The sequence below is a fragment of the Mycobacterium sp. Panama NTM2 genome (assembly GCF_054355555.1).
Genome location: NZ_CM135953.1, coordinates 93,256 through 110,323 on the forward strand (window position 1 = coordinate 93,256; position 17,068 = coordinate 110,323).

Genomic DNA, 17,068 nt, shown 5'->3' on the forward strand with positions numbered 1-17,068 from the left:
CAATCCCGCGTCCGGCGCGGCGCGATGTCGGTGCGCCGTGCGAGCCTTCCGTCATGTCCGAGCTCTACGAGATCCGAGGGATCGGTCTGCGATCCGTGATCACCGACCACCTGTTCCGCGTCGGCCCCCAGACCATCCCCGATCTCCTCGACGCGCTCGAGCACCAGGGCTTCACCGTCACCGGCCGGCCGGCCAAGACGGTCTCCGATGCGCTGCGGTGGGAGCGCGAACGCGGCCGCGTTCGCCGACTTCGCCGCGGTAAGTACGGTCCCGCGGAGATGCCGCGCACCACCGAGCAGCGCATCCGTCGTCGCGCCATGGAACTAAGGGCCCGCGCCGGAATCGCCGCCGGCCGCGACGATGAACACTTCTGGGACCGAGTGGCGCTCTATTTCGACTAGTCCGTCAGCTGAGCGCGCAACCGATCCAGATCCGCCGCGGTGAGCCCGCTGGCCTCCAAATAGCCTGTCAGAGAACCGTAGTGCTCATCCACCGTGCGCAGCGCTGCGGCCAGATACTGCTCCCGTACCCCCAGCACCGAATCGGTGAGTCGTGCCTCGGCGAGCTCGAGCACCTCCGGTGCCTCCGCCGCCCGCTGCCGCAGGTTGGCCAGGATGCTCTCCCGCAGCCGCGGCACCGCGTCGTTGCTGCGCAGGTAGTCGGCCATCACCGCGTCACGGTCCACCCCGGCCGCCTCCAGCACCACCGCCGTGGTGAACCCCGTACGGTCCTTCCCGGCGAAGCAGTGCGCCAACACCCGTCGTCCCGAACCCAGCAGCGTGACCACCTCGCGTACCACCCGCTGCGCGAGTGGCGCGCTCGCGATCCGCCCGTACTCCTCGGTCATGTACCGCGCCGCCGCCTCGGCGACCGACTCACCGTCCGGCTTGTCGGTCATCATCCGCTGGAATGCGTGTTCGTGCGGCGCCTCGCCATCCGATGCCGCCGTCTCGACGAACGGCAGATGGTGGATGTCCACCCCGTCAGGCACGAGCCCCGGACCATGCCGCTCCACTTCGCGCAGCGTCCGCAGATCGGCGACATCTGTCACTCCGAATCCACGCAACGCGGTGCGTCCCGCGTCGTCGAGCTTGGACAGCTCACTGGCACGGAAGAACCGGCCGGGCACGATCGGCGTCTGCTCGGCGACATCGCGGAAGTTCCAGGCGCCCGACAGCTCGTCGCCGGAAAACGCCACTAGCCGGCCACCGCCGCCGCGGCCAGAGCTGATTTCTCCCTGCCGAGCTCGGCGCGGGCGATGGTCCGCATGTGCACCTCATCGGGTCCGTCGAACAGCCGCATCGCGCGGTGCCAGCCGTACATGCGGGCCAACGGGAAATCGTCCGAGATGCCCGCGCCGCCGTGCACCTGAATCGCCCGATCCAGGACGTCGCACGCCATCTTCGGTGCCACCGCCTTGATCTGCGCCACCAGCACCTGCGCGTCCTTGTGCTTGTTACCGTGCTGATCGATGGTCCACGCTGCCTTGTGGCACAACAGGCGTGTTTGATCGATCTGATTGCGAGACAACGCAATCGACTCCCGGACCACGCCCTGCTCGGCGAGCGGCTTGCCGAACGCGACACGCGTCTGCACCCGGTCGACCATCAGAGCCAGCGCCCGTTCGGCCACGCCGATCGCCCGCATGCAGTGGTGGATGCGGCCCGGGCCCAGACGAGCCTGGGCGATCGCGAACCCGCTGCCCTCGGAATCGAGCAGGTTCGACGACGGCACCCGCACGTTGTCGAACGTGACCTCGCAGTGGCCGTGCTGGTCCTGCCAGCCGAACACCGGCAGGGACCGCTCGATCGACACCCCGGGAGTGTCGACCGGCACCAGGATCATCGACTGCTGCTGATGGCTGGCCGCATCGGGGTTGGTGCGGCCCATCACGATCAGGAGCTTGCAGCGCGGATCGGCGGCCCCGGAGATCCACCACTTGCGACCGTTGATGACGTAGTCGTCCCCGTCGCGCAGCATCGTGGTCTCGATGTTGCGCGCGTCGCTCGAGGCCACCGCGGGCTCTGTCATCGCGAACGCACTGCGAATCTCGCCGGCGAGCAACGGCTCGAGCCACTGCGTGCGCTGCTCCGGCGTCGCGAACAGATGCAGCGTCTCCATGTTGCCGGTGTCGGGAGCCGCGCAGTTGGTGACCTCTGGACCGATCTCCATGCTCCAGCCCGTCAACTCCGCCAGGGGCGCGTACTCCAGGTTGGTCAACCCGGATTCGTCGGGCAGGAAGAGGTTCCACAGCCCACGGCTCTTGGCTTCGGCTTTCAGCTCCTCGATCACCGGCGGCACAGTGTGGTCGTCGGGGCCCGCCTCATGCCGGTACCGCTCGTAGGACTCCTCGGCCGGGATGACGCGCTCGACCATGAAATCGGTCAACCGCTGGTGATAATCGGCCGCCTTGGCAGACATCGCGAAGTCCATGCCCGCCACGATATGACACCTGTAAAAGCAGGCAGCGTCGAGGCGGTCAGGACCTGCCGGTCACTGCGCGCCGCGGCCCTCCCGGCTGTTGCGGTATGCGGCCTTGCGAAGCGAGGTCAGCCAATGCGGCAAGAGCACCACCTCGGCCCCGCTGCGTTGCGTCGGGTCGAACGGCTGATCGCACTCGGGCTCGTCGCCGCACAGCGCGCGATCGAACCGCAGCGTCGCCAACGGCGTGAAGGCGCCGCCACCGCGGGCCTGCTCGACGCTGAATTCAATCGGCCCCGAGGCCAGCCGGGTGCGCACCGCGTCCACGGACAGGCCGTCGTCGTCGAGCGGGGTGACCATGTGGGCCCGCAACCAGAACACGCCGCCGCGGTAGCCCAACGGCATCAGCGTGGAGTACTGCGCGGCCGGCCACGTCCGGATGGGCCGCAGCACGATCCGTGCCGTCGACGACACCATCAGCACGTCCCACGGCACCTGTGCGTCGGCGTCGCGTTGCATGCGCCAGGCCAGACCGGCGAAGTCAGGCAGCGAGCCGGGGGTGCCCGCGCCCTTGGAGATCCGGCCGACCACATCGCCGGACACCAGCGGCAGGCCCTGACCGTCGGGGGCGACCCGCGTGACCGTCCCGGCGCACAGCACCCCGGTGGGGTGGAAGACGCGTCGGTCGCGTAGGGCCGATCCGGCCTTGAGGGGAAGCGTGGTCAGGTCGGAAATGCTCACCTGACGATGTCTGCCCAGATCCGGGGCGTCCAAACGCGGCATCGTTTGACCGGAAGGGCCGCGGGTATCCGGCGCGCCATGCCTTCTCTGTGGACCGACGGGCGTCTGGAAGCCCCCACCTCGGCCAGCGTGATCGACGACGTCTCCACCGCGGACGTGCTCGTTGTGGGTGCCGGCATCACCGGCCTCACCACCGCCGCACTGCTCGCACGAGCCGGCAAGTCGGTCGTCGTCGTGGAAGCCCGCCACGTGGGCGCCGCGACCACCGGCAACACCACCGGCAAGGTCAGTGTCCTGCAGGGCAGCAAGCTGGCCAGCATCGCAGGCAAGCACGGCAGCGACACGCTGCGCGCCTACGTCACCGGCAACACCGAGGGCCGGGATTGGCTGGTGCGGCACTGCGAGGAGCACGGGCTGAGCTTCCAGCGCGAAGACGACCATGCGTATGCGCAGAACGCGCAGGGCCTCGGTACGGCGCGGGATGTGATGTCCGCCTGCCGGGAGGCCGGACTGGATGCGCAGTGGGTCGACGAGGCCGACGTGCCGTTTCCGTTCGCGGGCGGCGTGCGGCTGCGCAACCAGGCGCAGATCGATCCGATTCCGTACCTGTCCAGCCTGGTCACCGAAATCGAACGCTACGGCGGCACACTGCTGCAGGGGGTGCGCGCCACCTCGGTTTCCGGCACCGGGCCCCTGCGGGTGAGCCTGCGGCGCACCGCCGACGAGCAGGACACCCGCGCCGCCGAGCACACCGTCACCGCGCAGCGCGTGGTGCTGGCCACCGGGATCCCCGTGCTCGATCGAGGCTTCTTCTTCGCCCGCATGGAACCGAAACGCTCCTACTGCATGGCTTTCGACGTGCCGGGGGACATCACCCGGTCGATGTACCTGTCGGTCGACTCGCCGAGCCGCTCGGTGCGTTACGCACCCAGCGACGCCGGTGACAAACTCATCGTCGGCGGCGCGGGCCACACTGTCGGGCGGTCCTCCCATCCGAAGGACGCGGTCTCGGAGTTGGCCCGCTGGGCGGGGCTGCACTACCCCGGCGCGGTGCAGACCCACTACTGGTCGGCGCAGGACTACCACCCCATCGGCGAACTGCCCTATGTCGGCCCGCTGCTGCCCAAGATGGAGAACATCCTCGTGGCAACGGGATTCGACAAGTGGGGCATGACCAACGGCGTGGCCGCGGCGCTCGCCCTGTCCTCCCGCATCCTGGGCGGACGCATGGACTGGGCGGCGGCCTTCGCCAGCTGGAGCCCGCACGAACTGACGGGCATCCCCACCGCGCTGCAGCTGAACATGGAAGTGGGCTTCCACCTGGCCAAGGGGTGGATCACCCCGGTCACCGCGTCGTCGCAGGTTCCCGAAGAGGGGCAGGGCGTGGTCAGCGGCGTGCCGTGGCGGATGACCGCGACCAGCGTCGTTGACGGCGTGACCCGCACCGTGTCCCCGGTGTGCCCGCACCTCGGCGGCGTCGTCACCTGGAACGACTCCGATCTCGCGTGGGAATGCCCACTGCACGGATCGAGATTCGCCCCCGACGGCGCGCTCCTCGAAGGGCCCGCGACCCGGGGGCTGACCGCATCCGGATAGGTCAGTCCCGCAACGTGTCCGAAGGATTCGTTCCGTAGGTTCGGCGGTACATCGCCGCGAACCGGCCGGTGTGGGCGAATCCCCAGCGGGCCGCGATGATGCCCACCGACGTGTCCGCGGGATCGGAGCGGCGCAGCTCCCGGTGGGCGTGGTCGAGCCGCGCGCGGCGTAGGTACTGCATCGGGGTCATGTCCAGGTGTTTGCGGAACATGTATTGCAGCGCCCGCGGTGTCACGTGGACACTCTCGGCGATATCGGTCACGGCGATGTCGCTTTCCACGCTGCTGTCGATGAAAGCGATTGCGCGCCGCAGGATCTCGGGTTTCGCGTCGAGCCGGTCCGCAGCGGTGGGCTCGAGGACCGCGGTCGTCGGGAACGTGTCGAGGACGACCGCGGCGAGCATCGACTCCGTCGTCGAGGCGACCAGCGGGGTGACCGTCACACCGTCGGATGTCATCACGCCGCGGACGTAGGCGAGCACCCGATCCAGGCGCTGCCGCGCGTCGGCGGACACCGGACGATGACCGGTGAACCGCACGCTCGTGCCCTCGCGGGGTGCCGAGGCGACCCGGTCGAGCAGCGTGGTGTCGAACATCGTCAGGTCGTATCGCGCGCTCAGCACGCGGCCCGAATACGGCAGCTCGGGCGGGGAGAGCAGCGTGACGTCGCCGGGGACGAACACGTCGGTCGGCTCGCCGATGAAGTTCTCCTCGATGCGCCCGTCCCGCATCCGGCACAGACAGATGCGTCCCAACGGATCTGCGTCGTACGACATCGAGAAACCTATGTCGAGTTCGTCGTAACTGATCTCGCCGAGCCAGTGACGTTCGATGCGGGTCGACGCCGTTTCACCGCTACCGGCACCGATCGACATCTTGGTGTAGGCACGGACCAGGAAATCCTCGGTGGCCGCGAGATCCCGGCTCTCGAAGTCCAGATCCTCATGCGCAGCGGTCAACACAGCCTCCCGCCAACAGACAGCGGTGCCGCGGGGCGAATGGCTTTGCCCCCTTAACGTCGCGACAGCCTACTCGGCGCCGGACCCGGGCGGGGAAACAAGGCGCGCAGACCTTTTGCTGTGGAATGCTGATCGCCATGGCGGAGCGGGTCAGTGTGGTGGTCGGCGACGACCACCCGATGTTCCGTGACGGTGTGGTGCGGGCCCTGCAGTCCAGCGGCTCCATCGAGGTGGTCGCCGAAGCCGACGACGGGACTGCCGCGCTGGCCGCCATCCGCGAGCATCGGCCCCAGGTCGCGCTGCTCGACTACCGCATGCCCGGAATGGACGGCGCCGCGGTCGCCGCGGCGGTGGTCCGCGACGCGCTGCCCACCCGGGTGCTGCTGATCTCCGCGCACGACGAGTCCGCGATCGTGTACCGCGCGCTCCAGGACGGCGCGGCCGGGTTCCTGCCCAAGGAGTCGACGCGCAGCGAGCTGGTCACCGCGGTGCTGGACTGCGCGAAGGGTCGCGACGTGGTCGCGCCGAGCCTGGCAGCGGGGCTGGCCGGCGAGATTCGGCGGCGCGCCGAACCGGACGCCCCGACGCTGAGCCCCCGCGAGCGTGAGGTACTGGTGCTCATCGCCGGCGGGGCCAGCATCCCCGCGATGGCCAAGGAGCTGTTTCTGGCCCCGTCCACGGTGAAGACGCATGTGCAGCGGCTCTACGAGAAGCTCGGCGTCAGCGACCGGGCCGCCGCGGTGGCCGAGGCGATGCGTCGCAAGCTGCTGGACTGACCCGGACATGGAGCGGTTGCGCCTCTGGCGAGACTTCCTCGCCGCCGAACCGGTGCGCGTCTCGGCGCTGCTGCGCCTCCCCCTGATCGCCCTGATCGGCGTGCTGGTGTGGATCTGGGACGTCGACCACTGGCTGCCGCAGCTCTACGCCGCGATCCTGGGCTGCTACGCGATCGGCGCCGTGGTGTGGCTGATCGCGGTGGTGCGCGGGCCGGTGCCGCGCTGGGCGGACTGGACGTCGACCGTCATCGACCTGACGGTCATCATCGCGCTCTGCCTCGTCTCCGGTGGAGCAACAGCCGCGCTGCTGCCGGTGTTCTTCCTGCTCCCGATCACTGTCGCGTTCCAGGACCGACCCGGGTTGTCGGCGCTCTTCGGCGGGGTGACGGCGCTCGGCTACCTGACGGTGTGGATCTTCTACTCCAAGCGCGACGATCGCGTCGGGCTACCGAACATGGTCTACACCCACTTCGGCTTCATGGTGTGGATGGCGGTGGCGACCACCGCGCTGAGCCTCGTGCTGGCCTGGCGCGCCGCCCGGCTGACCGCGCTGCAGGAGGTGCGCAGGCAGCTCGTGTCCGAGGCCATGCAGTCCGACGAGCGGCACAGCCGCGAGGTGGCCGAGCACCTCCACGACGGGCCTCTGCAGACGCTGCTCGCCGCCCGGTTGGAACTCGACGAGGCCCGCGAGCGGCACCCCGACCCCGCGCTGGACCTCGTCTATTCCGCGCTGCAGGAGACGGCGGCCGGCCTGCGCTCGACGGTGTCCGAGCTGCACCCGCAGGTGCTCGCGCAGCTCGGCCTCACCGCCGGGGTCCGAGAGTTGCTGCGGCAGTTCCAGACTCGTCACGACATCGACGTGATCGCCGACCTCGAAGAGGTGGGCCACCCGGCGTCGCAGTCACTGCTGTACCGCGCGGCCCGGGAGCTGCTCACCAACGTCGGCAAGCACGCGGCCGCCACGACCGTGCACGTCGATCTGGTGCGTCGCGACGACCGCGTCGTCCTCACCGTTGCCGACGACGGCCGCGGGTTCGACCCCGGGGTGGTCGGCAGGTCCCTGGCTGCGGGCCACATCGGGCTCGGCTCGTTGCAGGCCCGCTTCGACGCCATGGGCGGGTCGATGCGCATCGAGTCCGCAGCCGGACGCGGCAGCCGCATCGTCGCCACGTCCCCGATTGATCGTCGTCAGACGAGGTCTTGATTGTCCGACTCCTCAACGCGGCTCGTCCCTCGCCGCTTGATCGTCGTCAGACGGTCTGAGTGGCTCCCAAAGCCGCGTTGATCGCGTCGACCCGGTCCTTGGCGTCACCGAACAGCATCTGCGTGTTCTCGCGGAAGAACAGCGGATTCTGCACGCCGGCGTAGCCGGAGGCCATGGATCGCTTGAACACGATCACGTTGTCGGCGTTCCACACCGTCAGCACCGGCATGCCGGCGATCGGTGAGCCCGGGTCCTCGGAGGCGGCCGGGTTGACGGTGTCGTTGGCGCCGATCACGAGCACGACGGAGGTGCCGTCGAAGTCGTCGTTGATCTCGTCCATCTCGAGCACGATGTCGTAGGGCACCTTCGCCTCGGCCAGCAGCACGTTCATGTGGCCGGGCAAGCGGCCGGCGACGGGGTGGATGCCGAAGCGGACCTCGACGCCGCGCTCGCGCAGCTTGCGGGTCAGCTCGGCCACGCCGTACTGCGCCTGCGCGACGGCCATGCCGTAGCCGGGCGTGATGATCACCGACGTCGCGTTGGCCAGCAGTTCGGCCGCGCCCTCGGCGTTGATCTCGCGGTGCTCGCCGTAGTCCTTGTCGTCGGCCGGGCCGGCCTCAATGCCGAAACCGCCGGCGATCACCGAGATGAATGACCGGTTCATCGCCTTGCACATGATGTAGGACAGGTAGGCACCCGAGGAGCCGACCAGCGCGCCGGTGATGATGAGCAGGTCGTTACCGAGCAGGAAGCCCGACGCCGCGGCCGCCCAGCCCGAGTAGCTGTTGAGCATCGACACCACGACGGGCATGTCGCCGCCGCCGATCGAGGCGACCAGATGCCAGCCCAACAGCAGCGCCAGCACTGTGACGACGACGAGCAGCCACAGCTGCGGGTCGATGACGAACCACACGGTCAGCGCCGCGAAGAGCACCAGCGCGCCTACGTTGAGGGCGTTCTTGCCGGGCAGCATCATCGGCGCGCTCTTGATGCGGGCCGAGAGCTTCAGGTTGGCCACGATCGAGCCGGTGAACGTCACCGCGCCGATGAACACGCCGATCACGACCTCCGCGGAGTGGATGCCGAGCATGCCCTCGCTGCCGAGCTGCACCGCCTCGGCGCCGGCGAGGTCCCGTTCGACGTGCAGGTAGCCGTTCCAGCCGACCAGCACGGCGGCCAGGCCGACGAAGCTGTGCAGCAGGGCGATCAGCTCCGGCATGCCCGTCATCTCGACGACCTTGGCGCGCCACAGCCCGATCGCGGCGCCGATGGCCATCGCGACCACGAGCAGCGCCAGCCCGAGCGGCTCGATGTGACGGGCCAGCGCCAGCACGATCGTCGCGACGAGCGCGATCGCCATGCCGGCGATGCCGAACGAGTTCCCCGCGCGCGAGGTCTCGTGTTTGGACAGGCCGGCCAGCGCGAGGATGAACAGCAGCGCGGCGACGACATAGGCGGCAGTAGCCGCGGTTTCGAGAGTGAACATGGCCTTTAGCTCCTCGAGAACATGGCCAGCATGCGGCGGGTCACCGCGAAGCCGCCGAAGACGTTGATGCTGGCGAGCAGGATCGCGGCGAAGGCCACCGCGGTGATGACGGGATTGCCGTGCCCGATCTGCAGCAGGGCGCCGACGACGATGATGCCGGAGATCGCGTTGGTCACCGACATGAGCGGGGTGTGCAGCGCGTGGTGCACATTTCCGATCACGTAGTAGCCGATCACGATCGCGAGTGCGAACACCGTGAGGTGGACCTGCAGCGCGGCGGGGGAGAGAGCGATCAGCGCGAACAGCACGGCTGCGGCGGCGAACGTGATGCCCAGCCGTCGGCCCATCGTCATCGGTTGCTTGGCGGGCTTCTGAGCGACCGGCTCGGCCGCCTTCGCCGCGGGTGCGGCCGAGACCTGCACCGGTGGGGGCGGCCAGGTGACCTCACCGTCGCGCACGACGGTCACCGACCGCTGCACCACGTCGTCGAAGTCCAGGGTGAGCTGGCCGTCCTTCTCGGGGGTGACCAGCTTGAGCAGGTTGACCAGGTTGGTGCCGTAGAGCTGCGACGCGGTCGCGGGCAGCCTTCCGGCGAGGTCGGTGTAGCCGATGATCGTGACGCCGTTGTCGGTGACGACGGCCTGGTCCTTGACGGTGCCCTCGACGTTGCCGCCGTTGGCGGCGGCCATGTCGACGATCACGCTGCCCGGCTTCATCGAGGCGACCATGTCGGCGGTGATGATCCGGGGTGCGGGCCGTCCGGGGATGAGCGCCGTGGTGATGATGATGTCGACGTCCTTGGCCTGCTCGGCGTAGAGCTCGGCCTCGCGTGCCTTGTAGTCGTCGCCCATCTCCTTGGCGTATCCGGTCGCCGAGACTTCGGCCGCGGCCGGATCGACCGCCAGGTACTCACCGCCCAGGGATTTCACCTGATCGGCGACCTCGGGCCGCGGGTCGGTGGCGCGCACGATGGCGCCCAGGCTGCCCGCCGCGCCGATCGCGGCGAGGCCGGCCACGCCGGCGCCGACGACGAGGACCTTGGCCGGCGGCACCTTGCCCGCCGCGGTGACCTGGCCGGTGAAGAACCGGCCGAAGCGGTGCGCAGCCTCGACCACCGCGCGGTAGCCGGCGATGTTGGCCATCGAGGACAGCACGTCGAGCGACTGCGCCCGCGAGATGCGGGGCACCGCGTCCATCGCCAGCACCGTGACGGGCCGTGCGGACAGCTTCTCCACCAGCTCGGGCTTCAGGGCCGGGGAGATCAGGCTGATCAGGGTGGCGCCGTCGCGCAGCAGGGCGATCTCGTAGTCGTTCGGCGCATTGACCTTGAGCACGATGTCGGCGGCCCACGGGTCACCGATCGTCGCGCCGGCCTCGGTGTAGGCCGCGTCGGAGAAGCTCGCTGCGGCGCCCGCGCCTGATTCGACGGCTACCTCATAGCCGAGTTTGAGCAGCTGGGCCACGGTCTGCGGGGTCGCGGCGACGCGCGTCTCCCCGGGCAGGGACTCTCTCGGTATCCCGATGATCATCGATGTCGATCCGATCTTGGCTTCGCGCACCGTGCCGCCGAAGGGCACGTCGCTGGACGTGGAGGATGTCAGTGTAAAGAGACTCCCCGCGCTGCTCACAACCCGATGCGGGGTATCCCCCGGACGGGGGAGGGGCGGGGGATACCCTCGCGCGGTGACGCGTCGTGGCTCCGTTCCCCCTGTTCGACGGACGATGGGCTGATGCCGACGACCACTGCGGCACTGTCCCATGACGCGGCCGATCCCTTCGTCCTGACCGAGGTTCGCATCGACGAACCCCGCGGCGACGAGATCCTCGTTCGCATCGAGGCGTCGGGCATCTGTCACACCGATCTGGTCAATCGGGCTGCCGGAGCGGCGGATCGGCCGGTGCTGCTCGGCCACGAGGGTGCCGGCATCGTCGAGGCGGTCGGTGACTCGGTCGAGGGGATACGGACCGGCGACCGGGTGGTGCTGACGTTCCGGTGCTGCGGCCGGTGCCGCAACTGCCTTGCGCACAGGCCGGCCTACTGTCGTGACGCGTTGCACCTCAATGGTTTCGGACAACGCACGGACGGGTCAGCGCGCGTGACGGCGGGTGAGACCCGGGTGCTCGACGGCTTCTTCGGCCAGTCCAGCTTTGCGGGATACGCGCTGAGCGCGCCCGACAACACGGTGGTGGTCGCCGCCGACGTCGACCCCGTGGTCGCGGCGCCGCTCGGGTGCGGATTCCAGACCGGCGCCGGGGCGGTGCTCAACCTGATGCGACCGCGACCGGGCAGCTCGGTGGTCGTATTCGGCGGGGGCGCAGTCGGTCTCGCGGGGATGCTCGCCGCGCTGACCGTCGATCCGGAGATCGTGGCGGTGGTCGAACCGTCCCCGCACCGCCGCGCTCTGGCCGAGAGCCTGGGAGCGCACGTGAGCCTGGCGCCCGGCGACGACGTGGTGGCCGCCGTGCGCGAGCTCACGGGCGGCGGGGCCGACCACGCCCTGGACACCACCGGCCGGGCCGACGTCCTCGCCGACGCCGTCGCCGCGCTGGCGGTCGGGGGATCGGCGGTGGCCGTCGGACTGGGTGCGGGCGTGCCCGCGATCGATCTGCGGGATCTTGTGCTGCGCGGCAAGACGGTGCACGGGTGCCTCGAGGGCGACTCGGTGCCCGCCACGTTCATCCCGCAGCTGCTCGAGCTCCACGCGCAGGGCCGGCTGCCGATCGACCGGCTGGTCACCGCGTTTCCGCACACGGACGTGAACGAAGCGCTCGCGGCGCAGCGCAGCGGCGCTGTCGTCAAACCCGTCCTCACCTGGTGAGCGGCACTAAAATTCGCGGTGAGTACAGCACTTTCGCAGCCCTGACGTGTCCGTCAGCATCTGCCGGTGTCCGTTTTCGTCGACATCACGCCCGAAGACGCCGCCACCGCGGCGCCCGTCGCTGACGCGCGTCCGCGCGCGGGCCGGTGGCGTTCCGGGCTGAGGCGGGCGGTGCTGCCGCCGCTGTCGGTCGTCGTCTTCGGTGTGGTGTGGCAGCTCGCGGCCGCCAGCGGCATCTGGAACCAGACGTTCGTGCCCTACCCCGCCACGGTGTGGCGGGCCTTCCTCGATGTCTCCACCACCCACGACGGCGCCCGCGGCTATGCCGGATACCTGCTGTGGGAGCACCTCTACATGACGCTGCGCCGGGTGCTCGCCGGCGTCGTGATCGGCGTCGCGCTGGGCGTCGTGCTCGGGCTGCTGATGGGCTCGGTGAGCTGGCTGCGTTCGGTGCTGGAACCGTGGCTGACGTTCCTGCGCGCACTGCCGCCCCTGGCCTACTTCTTTCTGCTCATCATCTGGCTGGGCATCGACGAGGCACCCAAGATCACACTGCTGGCGCTGGCCGCTCTGCCGCCCGCCGCGGTCGCCACCACTGCCGCCGTCGTCGCCGCGCCCGTCGCGCTGCAGGAAGCCGCCCGCGCGCTCGGCGCGACACGGGGACAGGTGATTCGCGATGTCGTCATCCCCTCGGCGCTGCCCGAGACGTTCACCGGTATCCGGCTGGCCGTCGGGATGGCGTACTCGTCCGTGGTCGCCGCGGAGCTGTTCAACGGCATCCCCGGCATCGGCGGCCTGGTCAAAGACGCGAGCAACTACAACAACACCCCCGTCGTGCTGGTCGGCATCTTCGCGATCGGTATCTCAGGCCTGGTCATCGACGGTCTGCTGCGCGCCGCCGAACGGCGCGCGGTCCCCTGGAGAGGAAAGATATGAATCGGAAATGGTCTGTGGCCGTGCTGGTTTCGGCACTCGTTGCGGTGCTGACGCTGAGCGGCTGCTCGGTCGGTAGCAGCGGTCAGGACAGCGCGAAGGAGACGATTCGCATCGGCTACCAGGCCTTCCCCAGCGGGGATCTCATCGTCAAGAACAACAAGTGGCTCGAGGAGGCACTGCCGGACTACACCATCAAGTGGACGAAGTTCGACTCCGGCGCCGACGTGAACACCGCGTTCATCGCCAACGAACTCGACTTCGGTGCCCTGGGGTCGAGCCCGGTGGCGCGTGGCCTGTCGGCTCCGCTGAACATCCCGTACAAGGTCGCGTTCGTGCTCGACGTCGCGGGCGACAACGAAGCACTGGTGGCCCGCAACGGGACCGGCATCGACACCATCGCGCAGCTGAAGGGCAAGCGCATCGGCACGCCGTTCGCGTCCACCGCGCACTACAGTCTGCTCGCTGCGTTGAGTCAGAACGGATTGTCGCCCAACGATGTTCAGTTGATCGACCTGCAGCCGCAGGCCATCCTCGCGGCGTGGGAGCGTGGTGACATCGACGCGGCCTACACCTGGCTGCCGACGCTGGACCAGTTGCGCAAGACCGGCAAGGATCTGATCACGAGCCGGCAGCTGGCCAAGAACGGGAAGCCGACGCTGGACCTGGGTGCAGTGTCCGACGATTTCGCCGCACGTCATCCCGATGTCGTCGACATCTGGCGTCAGCAACAGGCCCGTGCGCTCGCGCAGATCCACCAGGATCCGTCGGCCGCCGCCAAGGCCATCGCCGCCGAGATCGGCTTGAGCCCCGAGGATGTCGCCGGCCAACTCGAGCAGGGCGTCTACCTGACACCCGAACAGGTGACGTCGCCGGAATGGCTTGGCACAGAGGGCAAACCGGGCAACATCGCGGTGAACCTGCAGAGTGCATCGCAGTTCCTGGCCGAGCAGAAGCAGATCCCGGAGGCCGCGCCGCTACAGACGTTCACCGAGGCGATCTACACGAAAGGCCTGCCGGGTGTCCTCGCGCAGTGATGTGATTGCGCTGCAATCGGTGTCGCACCGATACGGCAGTGGGCGCGATGCCGTGACCGCGGTCGGCCCGGTGGACCTGACCGTCGAGCCGGGTTCGTTCGTGGTGCTCGTCGGCGCGTCGGGGTGCGGAAAATCCACGCTGCTGCGACTGCTCGCCGGATTCGAGTCGCCGACCGAGGGTTCCGTCGAGATCGGCGGTGCACCACCGACTCCCGGCGTCAGTGCGGGTGTGGTGTTCCAACAACCGCGGCTGTTCCCGTGGCGGACCGTGGGCGGCAACGTGGAGCTGGCGCTGACCTATGCCAAGGTGGCGCGGGAGCGGCGGGCCGAGCGACGCGACGAACTGCTGGACAGGGTGGGCCTGGCGGGGTTGGCGAAACGCCGCATCTGGGAGATCAGTGGTGGCCAGCAGCAGCGGGTGGCGATCGCCCGGGCCCTCGCGGCCGAGACACCGCTGTTCCTGCTCGACGAGCCGTTCGCTGCGCTTGATGCACTGACCCGCGAGCGGCTGCAGGAGGACGTGCGGGCGGTGAGCGCCGAATCCGGGCGCACCACCGTGTTCGTCACGCACAGCGCCGACGAAGCGGCATTCCTGGGTTCGCGGATCATCGTGCTCAGCCGCCGGCCGGGGCAGGTGGCGCTGGACCTCCCCGTCGACCTCCCGCGCTCGGGCGTCGACCCCGATGAGCTGCGACGCTCCCCGGAGTACGGCCGGTTGCGGGCCGAGGTCGGCCGGGCGGTCAAAGCCGCTGCGGCCTGAGGTCGGTGGGTCTCGAAACGGCACCGAAACCGCATCGAGTGGGACCGTACCGGTGCGCCCGCTGGGCTGTGAGTCGCACGATAACCGCGTGAGCATGGTGGTCGAGCGGGGTCTGGCGAGGTGCCCGCGGTGCGTGTCGATGGCCGATTACGTCTTCATCGAATCCGCACCGCACGGAATGCGATACGAGGTGCGGTGCCGCAAATGCGGGGAGCGCTACTCCGAGGACATGTGGCCGGCGCCGGGTGCGGATCTGGTGCACGTCGAGCCCCGGCTGCTCTGGCCGCCCGACTGTGAGCCGGTGCCGCCGAGGGACTGGGCCGCCGAGATCCGCGGCCACGTGTCCGCCGCGGTGGTGTGGAGCCGTGCCGAGATCGACGAAATGGTGCGTCGCACTCGCACAATCGCGCCCAAACGTCGGTTTGGGCGGATGCTGGCCGCGGACTAGACCGGCGGGTAGGCCGGCGGCGGGTACACCCCGCGCAGGATCCAGGCGAACCAGTTGATGCCGTACTCGAGTTCGTCACTCGCGTCGTAATCGGGATTCGGGTCCACCGCAATACCTCCGTCGGGCCGGGCGTGCACGCTGGTGCCGAGTCTAGACCGGACGCGACCGCGGTCACAGAACAACCACCTAGACTGAACCAACCAGTTAGTGGAGCGCGGACCTGCCGGTCCCTTCTAGAGTGGGGCACCATGTCCGAGACCGCTGTGCCGCCCGCCACGGGCAACGGGATGTCCCGTCGCGAGGAGTTGTTGGCCGTCGCCACCAGGCTGTTCGCCGCCCGCGGTTATCACGGCACCCGGATGGACGACGTCGCCGACGCGGTCGGGCTGAACAAGGCGACCGTCTACCACTACTACGCGAGCAAGGCGCTGATCCTCTACGACATCTACAAAGGGGCGGCGGACTTCACCGTCGACGCACTGCACGACGACCCGTCGGCGTCGGCCCGCGAGACGATCTACCACTTCACCCGGCGCCTGCTGGTCGGGATCGCCAGCAACATCGAACGCGCGGCGGTCTACTTCCAGGAGGGCCCGTACATCACCGAGTGGTTCACCGAGGAGCAGGTGGCCTACATCCGGGAGAAGGAGACCCAGGTCTACGAGCACGTGCGCGACGTCATCGACCGCGGCATCGCCAGCGGCGAGTTCTACGACTGCGATTCCCACGTGCTCGCGCTCGGCTACATCGGCATGACCCTGGGCTCCTACCGCTGGCTGCGCCCGCACGGCCGCCGCACCGCCCAGGAGATCGCGGTCGAGTTCTCCACCGCGCTGCTGCGCGGCCTGATCCGTGACGAGGCCGTGCGGGAGACCACCCCGCTCGGCGTGGACCAGGCCAGCTCCGGCGCCTAGGACTTGCACTGCACGTCACGCGGCGGGGTACTCGGTGCGGTATGGCAACCCACATCGGCACCTCGGGGTGGTCCTACAACCACTGGATCGGGGTGCTCTACGAACGGGGACTGCCGGCCGGGCAGCGCCTGGCCCGGTACGCCGCCGAGTTCGACACCGTCGAACTCAACGGCAGCTTCTACCGGTGGCCGCCGGACGCCTGGTTCGCCCGCTGGGGCGAGCAGGTGCCGCCGGGATTCTCGATGGCCGTCAAGGCGCCACGCGGCCTGACGCATGCGCGTCGGCTGCGCTCAGCCGAGGTGTGGGTCGAGCGTCTGCACCGCGGGTGGAGTGAGCTCGCAGCGCACGCCGGACCGCTGCTGGTGCAGCTGCCGCCGACGTTGGAGCGCGACACGGCGACGCTCGAGCGGCTCGACCATTTCCTCGGCGGCCTGCCCGCCGCGATTCCCGTCGCCGTGGAGTTCCGGCACCCGTCGTGGCACGACGCGGCCGCGTTCGACCTGCTGGAACGCCACGGTGCGGCGTACGTGGTGATGAGCGGTTCGGGCCTGCCGTGTGTGCTGCGCGCCACGACGTCGTTCGTCTACGTGCGGTTGCACGGTCCCGATCCCGATGCGCTCTACGGCGGCTCCTACAGCGACGACGACCTGCGCTGGTGGGCCGACCGGGTTCGCGAATGGGACGACCAGGGCCGCGACGTGCTCGTGTACTTCAACAACGACCTCGGTGGACATGCCGTGCGCAACGCCCGGACCCTCAAGGCCGCCCTGGGTTTGGCGGCGTCGACGTCGGGGTAGTCCCCCAGGCTGTGACGGCCCCGAAGATCCTCGCCCGGATGCGCACCTTCGTGCGCACCGGCTACCCGGCCGCAGCACCGCGGCAGGGCCATATCGCCGCACTCGCGTTACTGCCGCCGGCGACCAGGGGCACTCGGCACTGAGCCGCCCGGCGAGCGAGCAGCCGCGACGGCGGGAG

The 17,068-nt window shown here is 69.3% G+C and carries 18 protein-coding genes and 1 pseudogene; 12 read left to right on the forward strand and 7 right to left on the reverse strand.

The genetic code is table 11. The annotated features are described in order from the left end of the window. Nucleotides 1-53: 53 nt before the first annotated feature. Entirely contained in the window at nucleotides 54-401 is a 348-nt protein-coding gene (locus ACXYX3_RS00505) for a hypothetical protein (RefSeq protein ID WP_458609715.1), read from the forward strand. Here ACXYX3_RS00505 and ACXYX3_RS00510 read toward each other — a convergent pair. The 3 genes from ACXYX3_RS00510 to ACXYX3_RS00520 form a co-directional block, all read right to left on the reverse strand. Further along, nucleotides 398-1,198 (reverse strand): tyrosine-protein phosphatase, encoded by an 801-nt coding sequence (locus ACXYX3_RS00510; protein ID WP_458609716.1) that lies wholly within the window; start codon nucleotides 1,196-1,198, stop codon nucleotides 398-400. The genes ACXYX3_RS00505 and ACXYX3_RS00510 overlap by 4 nt on opposite strands. Then, entirely contained in the window at nucleotides 1,198-2,421 is a 1,224-nt protein-coding gene (locus ACXYX3_RS00515; protein WP_458612255.1) for an acyl-CoA dehydrogenase family protein, read from the reverse strand. The genes ACXYX3_RS00510 and ACXYX3_RS00515 overlap by 1 nt, the downstream gene beginning before the upstream one ends. A gap of 72 nt (nucleotides 2,422-2,493) precedes the next feature. After that, a complete protein-coding gene (locus ACXYX3_RS00520) occupies nucleotides 2,494-3,162 on the reverse strand; it encodes a phosphodiesterase (protein WP_458609717.1) in 669 nt (222 codons plus the stop codon). A gap of 78 nt (nucleotides 3,163-3,240) precedes the next feature. Here ACXYX3_RS00520 and ACXYX3_RS00525 point away from each other — a divergent pair, with 78 nt between their 5' ends. Then, entirely contained in the window at nucleotides 3,241-4,758 is a 1,518-nt protein-coding gene (locus tag ACXYX3_RS00525) for an FAD-dependent oxidoreductase (protein WP_458609718.1), read from the forward strand. Nucleotide 4,759: 1 nt separating this feature from the next. On the opposite strand, the gene ACXYX3_RS00530 is transcribed toward ACXYX3_RS00525, so the two are convergent. Then, nucleotides 4,760-5,716, reverse strand: a complete 957-nt coding sequence (locus ACXYX3_RS00530; RefSeq protein ID WP_458609719.1) for an AraC family transcriptional regulator — start codon at nucleotides 5,714-5,716, stop codon at nucleotides 4,760-4,762. A 125-nt stretch (nucleotides 5,717-5,841) separates the two neighbouring features. On the opposite strand from ACXYX3_RS00530, the gene ACXYX3_RS00535 reads away from it, so the two are divergent. Both ACXYX3_RS00535 and ACXYX3_RS00540 read left to right on the forward strand, forming a co-directional pair. Next, nucleotides 5,842-6,492: a response regulator gene (locus ACXYX3_RS00535; protein WP_458609720.1), complete on the forward strand. Its 651-nt coding sequence runs from the start codon at nucleotides 5,842-5,844 to the stop codon at nucleotides 6,490-6,492. Nucleotides 6,493-6,499: 7 nt separating this feature from the next. Continuing rightward, on the forward strand, nucleotides 6,500-7,696 hold the full coding sequence (locus ACXYX3_RS00540) for a sensor histidine kinase (protein ID WP_458609721.1): 1,197 nt from the start codon (nucleotides 6,500-6,502) through the stop codon (nucleotides 7,694-7,696). 46 nt (nucleotides 7,697-7,742) lie between these two features. On the opposite strand, the gene pntB is transcribed toward ACXYX3_RS00540, so the two are convergent. Then, a complete protein-coding gene (gene pntB, locus ACXYX3_RS00545; RefSeq protein ID WP_458609722.1) occupies nucleotides 7,743-9,182 on the reverse strand; it encodes a Re/Si-specific NAD(P)(+) transhydrogenase subunit beta in 1,440 nt (479 codons plus the stop codon). 5 nt (nucleotides 9,183-9,187) lie between these two features. Beyond that, on the reverse strand, nucleotides 9,188-10,711 hold the full coding sequence (locus ACXYX3_RS00550; protein WP_458612256.1) for a Re/Si-specific NAD(P)(+) transhydrogenase subunit alpha: 1,524 nt from the start codon (nucleotides 10,709-10,711) through the stop codon (nucleotides 9,188-9,190). Between the two features lie 201 nt (nucleotides 10,712-10,912). Here ACXYX3_RS00550 and ACXYX3_RS00555 point away from each other — a divergent pair, with 201 nt between their 5' ends. The 5 genes from ACXYX3_RS00555 to ACXYX3_RS00575 all read left to right on the forward strand — a co-directional run bounded on the left by ACXYX3_RS00555 (nucleotide 10,913) and on the right by ACXYX3_RS00575 (nucleotide 15,179). After that, nucleotides 10,913-12,001, forward strand: a complete 1,089-nt coding sequence (locus tag ACXYX3_RS00555; protein ID WP_458609723.1) for a zinc-binding dehydrogenase — start codon at nucleotides 10,913-10,915, stop codon at nucleotides 11,999-12,001. A gap of 66 nt (nucleotides 12,002-12,067) precedes the next feature. After that, nucleotides 12,068-12,937, forward strand: coding sequence for an ABC transporter permease (locus ACXYX3_RS00560; protein ID WP_458609724.1), 870 nt, complete (start codon nucleotides 12,068-12,070; stop codon nucleotides 12,935-12,937). Next, nucleotides 12,934-13,971, forward strand: a complete 1,038-nt coding sequence (locus tag ACXYX3_RS00565) for a taurine ABC transporter substrate-binding protein (RefSeq protein WP_458609725.1) — start codon at nucleotides 12,934-12,936, stop codon at nucleotides 13,969-13,971. Before ACXYX3_RS00560 ends, ACXYX3_RS00565 begins: the two co-directional genes overlap by 4 nt. Continuing rightward, nucleotides 13,955-14,731: an ABC transporter ATP-binding protein gene (locus tag ACXYX3_RS00570; protein ID WP_458609726.1), complete on the forward strand. Its 777-nt coding sequence runs from the start codon at nucleotides 13,955-13,957 to the stop codon at nucleotides 14,729-14,731. Before ACXYX3_RS00565 ends, ACXYX3_RS00570 begins: the two co-directional genes overlap by 17 nt. A gap of 94 nt (nucleotides 14,732-14,825) precedes the next feature. Next, on the forward strand, nucleotides 14,826-15,179 hold the full coding sequence (locus tag ACXYX3_RS00575) for a hypothetical protein (protein WP_458612257.1): 354 nt from the start codon (nucleotides 14,826-14,828) through the stop codon (nucleotides 15,177-15,179). On the opposite strand, the pseudogene ACXYX3_RS00580 reads toward ACXYX3_RS00575, so the two are convergent. Continuing rightward, nucleotides 15,176-15,292, reverse strand: a pseudogene (locus ACXYX3_RS00580) (CAP domain-containing protein); the annotation flags it as partial. The gene ACXYX3_RS00575 and the pseudogene ACXYX3_RS00580 overlap by 4 nt on opposite strands. A gap of 150 nt (nucleotides 15,293-15,442) precedes the next feature. On the opposite strand from ACXYX3_RS00580, the gene ACXYX3_RS00585 reads away from it, so the two are divergent. The 3 genes from ACXYX3_RS00585 to ACXYX3_RS00595 are packed head-to-tail and all read left to right on the forward strand — an operon-like array spanning nucleotide 15,443 to nucleotide 17,033. Next, a complete protein-coding gene (locus ACXYX3_RS00585) occupies nucleotides 15,443-16,093 on the forward strand; it encodes a TetR/AcrR family transcriptional regulator (RefSeq protein WP_458612258.1) in 651 nt (216 codons plus the stop codon). Between the two features lie 41 nt (nucleotides 16,094-16,134). After that, nucleotides 16,135-16,890 carry a DUF72 domain-containing protein gene (locus ACXYX3_RS00590; RefSeq protein WP_458609727.1) on the forward strand — a complete coding sequence of 252 codons (756 nt, stop codon included), beginning with the start codon at nucleotides 16,135-16,137 and terminating at the stop codon, nucleotides 16,888-16,890. 11 nt (nucleotides 16,891-16,901) lie between these two features. Continuing rightward, a complete protein-coding gene (locus ACXYX3_RS00595) occupies nucleotides 16,902-17,033 on the forward strand; it encodes a hypothetical protein (protein WP_458609728.1) in 132 nt (43 codons plus the stop codon). Nucleotides 17,034-17,068 lie beyond the last annotated feature (35 nt).

Bases quoted from the DNA above. Each gene is read 5' to 3' on its own strand.
- ACXYX3_RS00565 (WP_458609725.1), top strand. From the start codon at position 12,934: ATGAATCGGAAATGGTCTGTGGCCGTGCTGGTTTCGGCACTCGTTGCG.
- ACXYX3_RS00525 (WP_458609718.1), top strand. From the start codon at position 3,241: ATGCCTTCTCTGTGGACCGACGGGCGTCTGGAAGCCCCCACCTCGGCC.
- pntB (WP_458609722.1), bottom strand. From the start codon at position 9,182: ATGTTCACTCTCGAAACCGCGGCTACTGCCGCCTATGTCGTCGCCGCG.
- ACXYX3_RS00575 (WP_458612257.1), top strand. From the start codon at position 14,826: ATGGTGGTCGAGCGGGGTCTGGCGAGGTGCCCGCGGTGCGTGTCGATG.
- ACXYX3_RS00555 (WP_458609723.1), top strand. From the start codon at position 10,913: ATGCCGACGACCACTGCGGCACTGTCCCATGACGCGGCCGATCCCTTC.
- ACXYX3_RS00540 (WP_458609721.1), top strand. From the start codon at position 6,500: ATGGAGCGGTTGCGCCTCTGGCGAGACTTCCTCGCCGCCGAACCGGTG.
- ACXYX3_RS00550 (WP_458612256.1), bottom strand. From the start codon at position 10,711: ATGATCATCGGGATACCGAGAGAGTCCCTGCCCGGGGAGACGCGCGTC.
- ACXYX3_RS00590 (WP_458609727.1), top strand. From the start codon at position 16,135: ATGGCAACCCACATCGGCACCTCGGGGTGGTCCTACAACCACTGGATC.
- ACXYX3_RS00505 (WP_458609715.1), top strand. From the start codon at position 54: ATGTCCGAGCTCTACGAGATCCGAGGGATCGGTCTGCGATCCGTGATC.
- ACXYX3_RS00535 (WP_458609720.1), top strand. From the start codon at position 5,842: ATGCTGATCGCCATGGCGGAGCGGGTCAGTGTGGTGGTCGGCGACGAC.
- ACXYX3_RS00515 (WP_458612255.1), bottom strand. From the start codon at position 2,421: ATGTCTGCCAAGGCGGCCGATTATCACCAGCGGTTGACCGATTTCATG.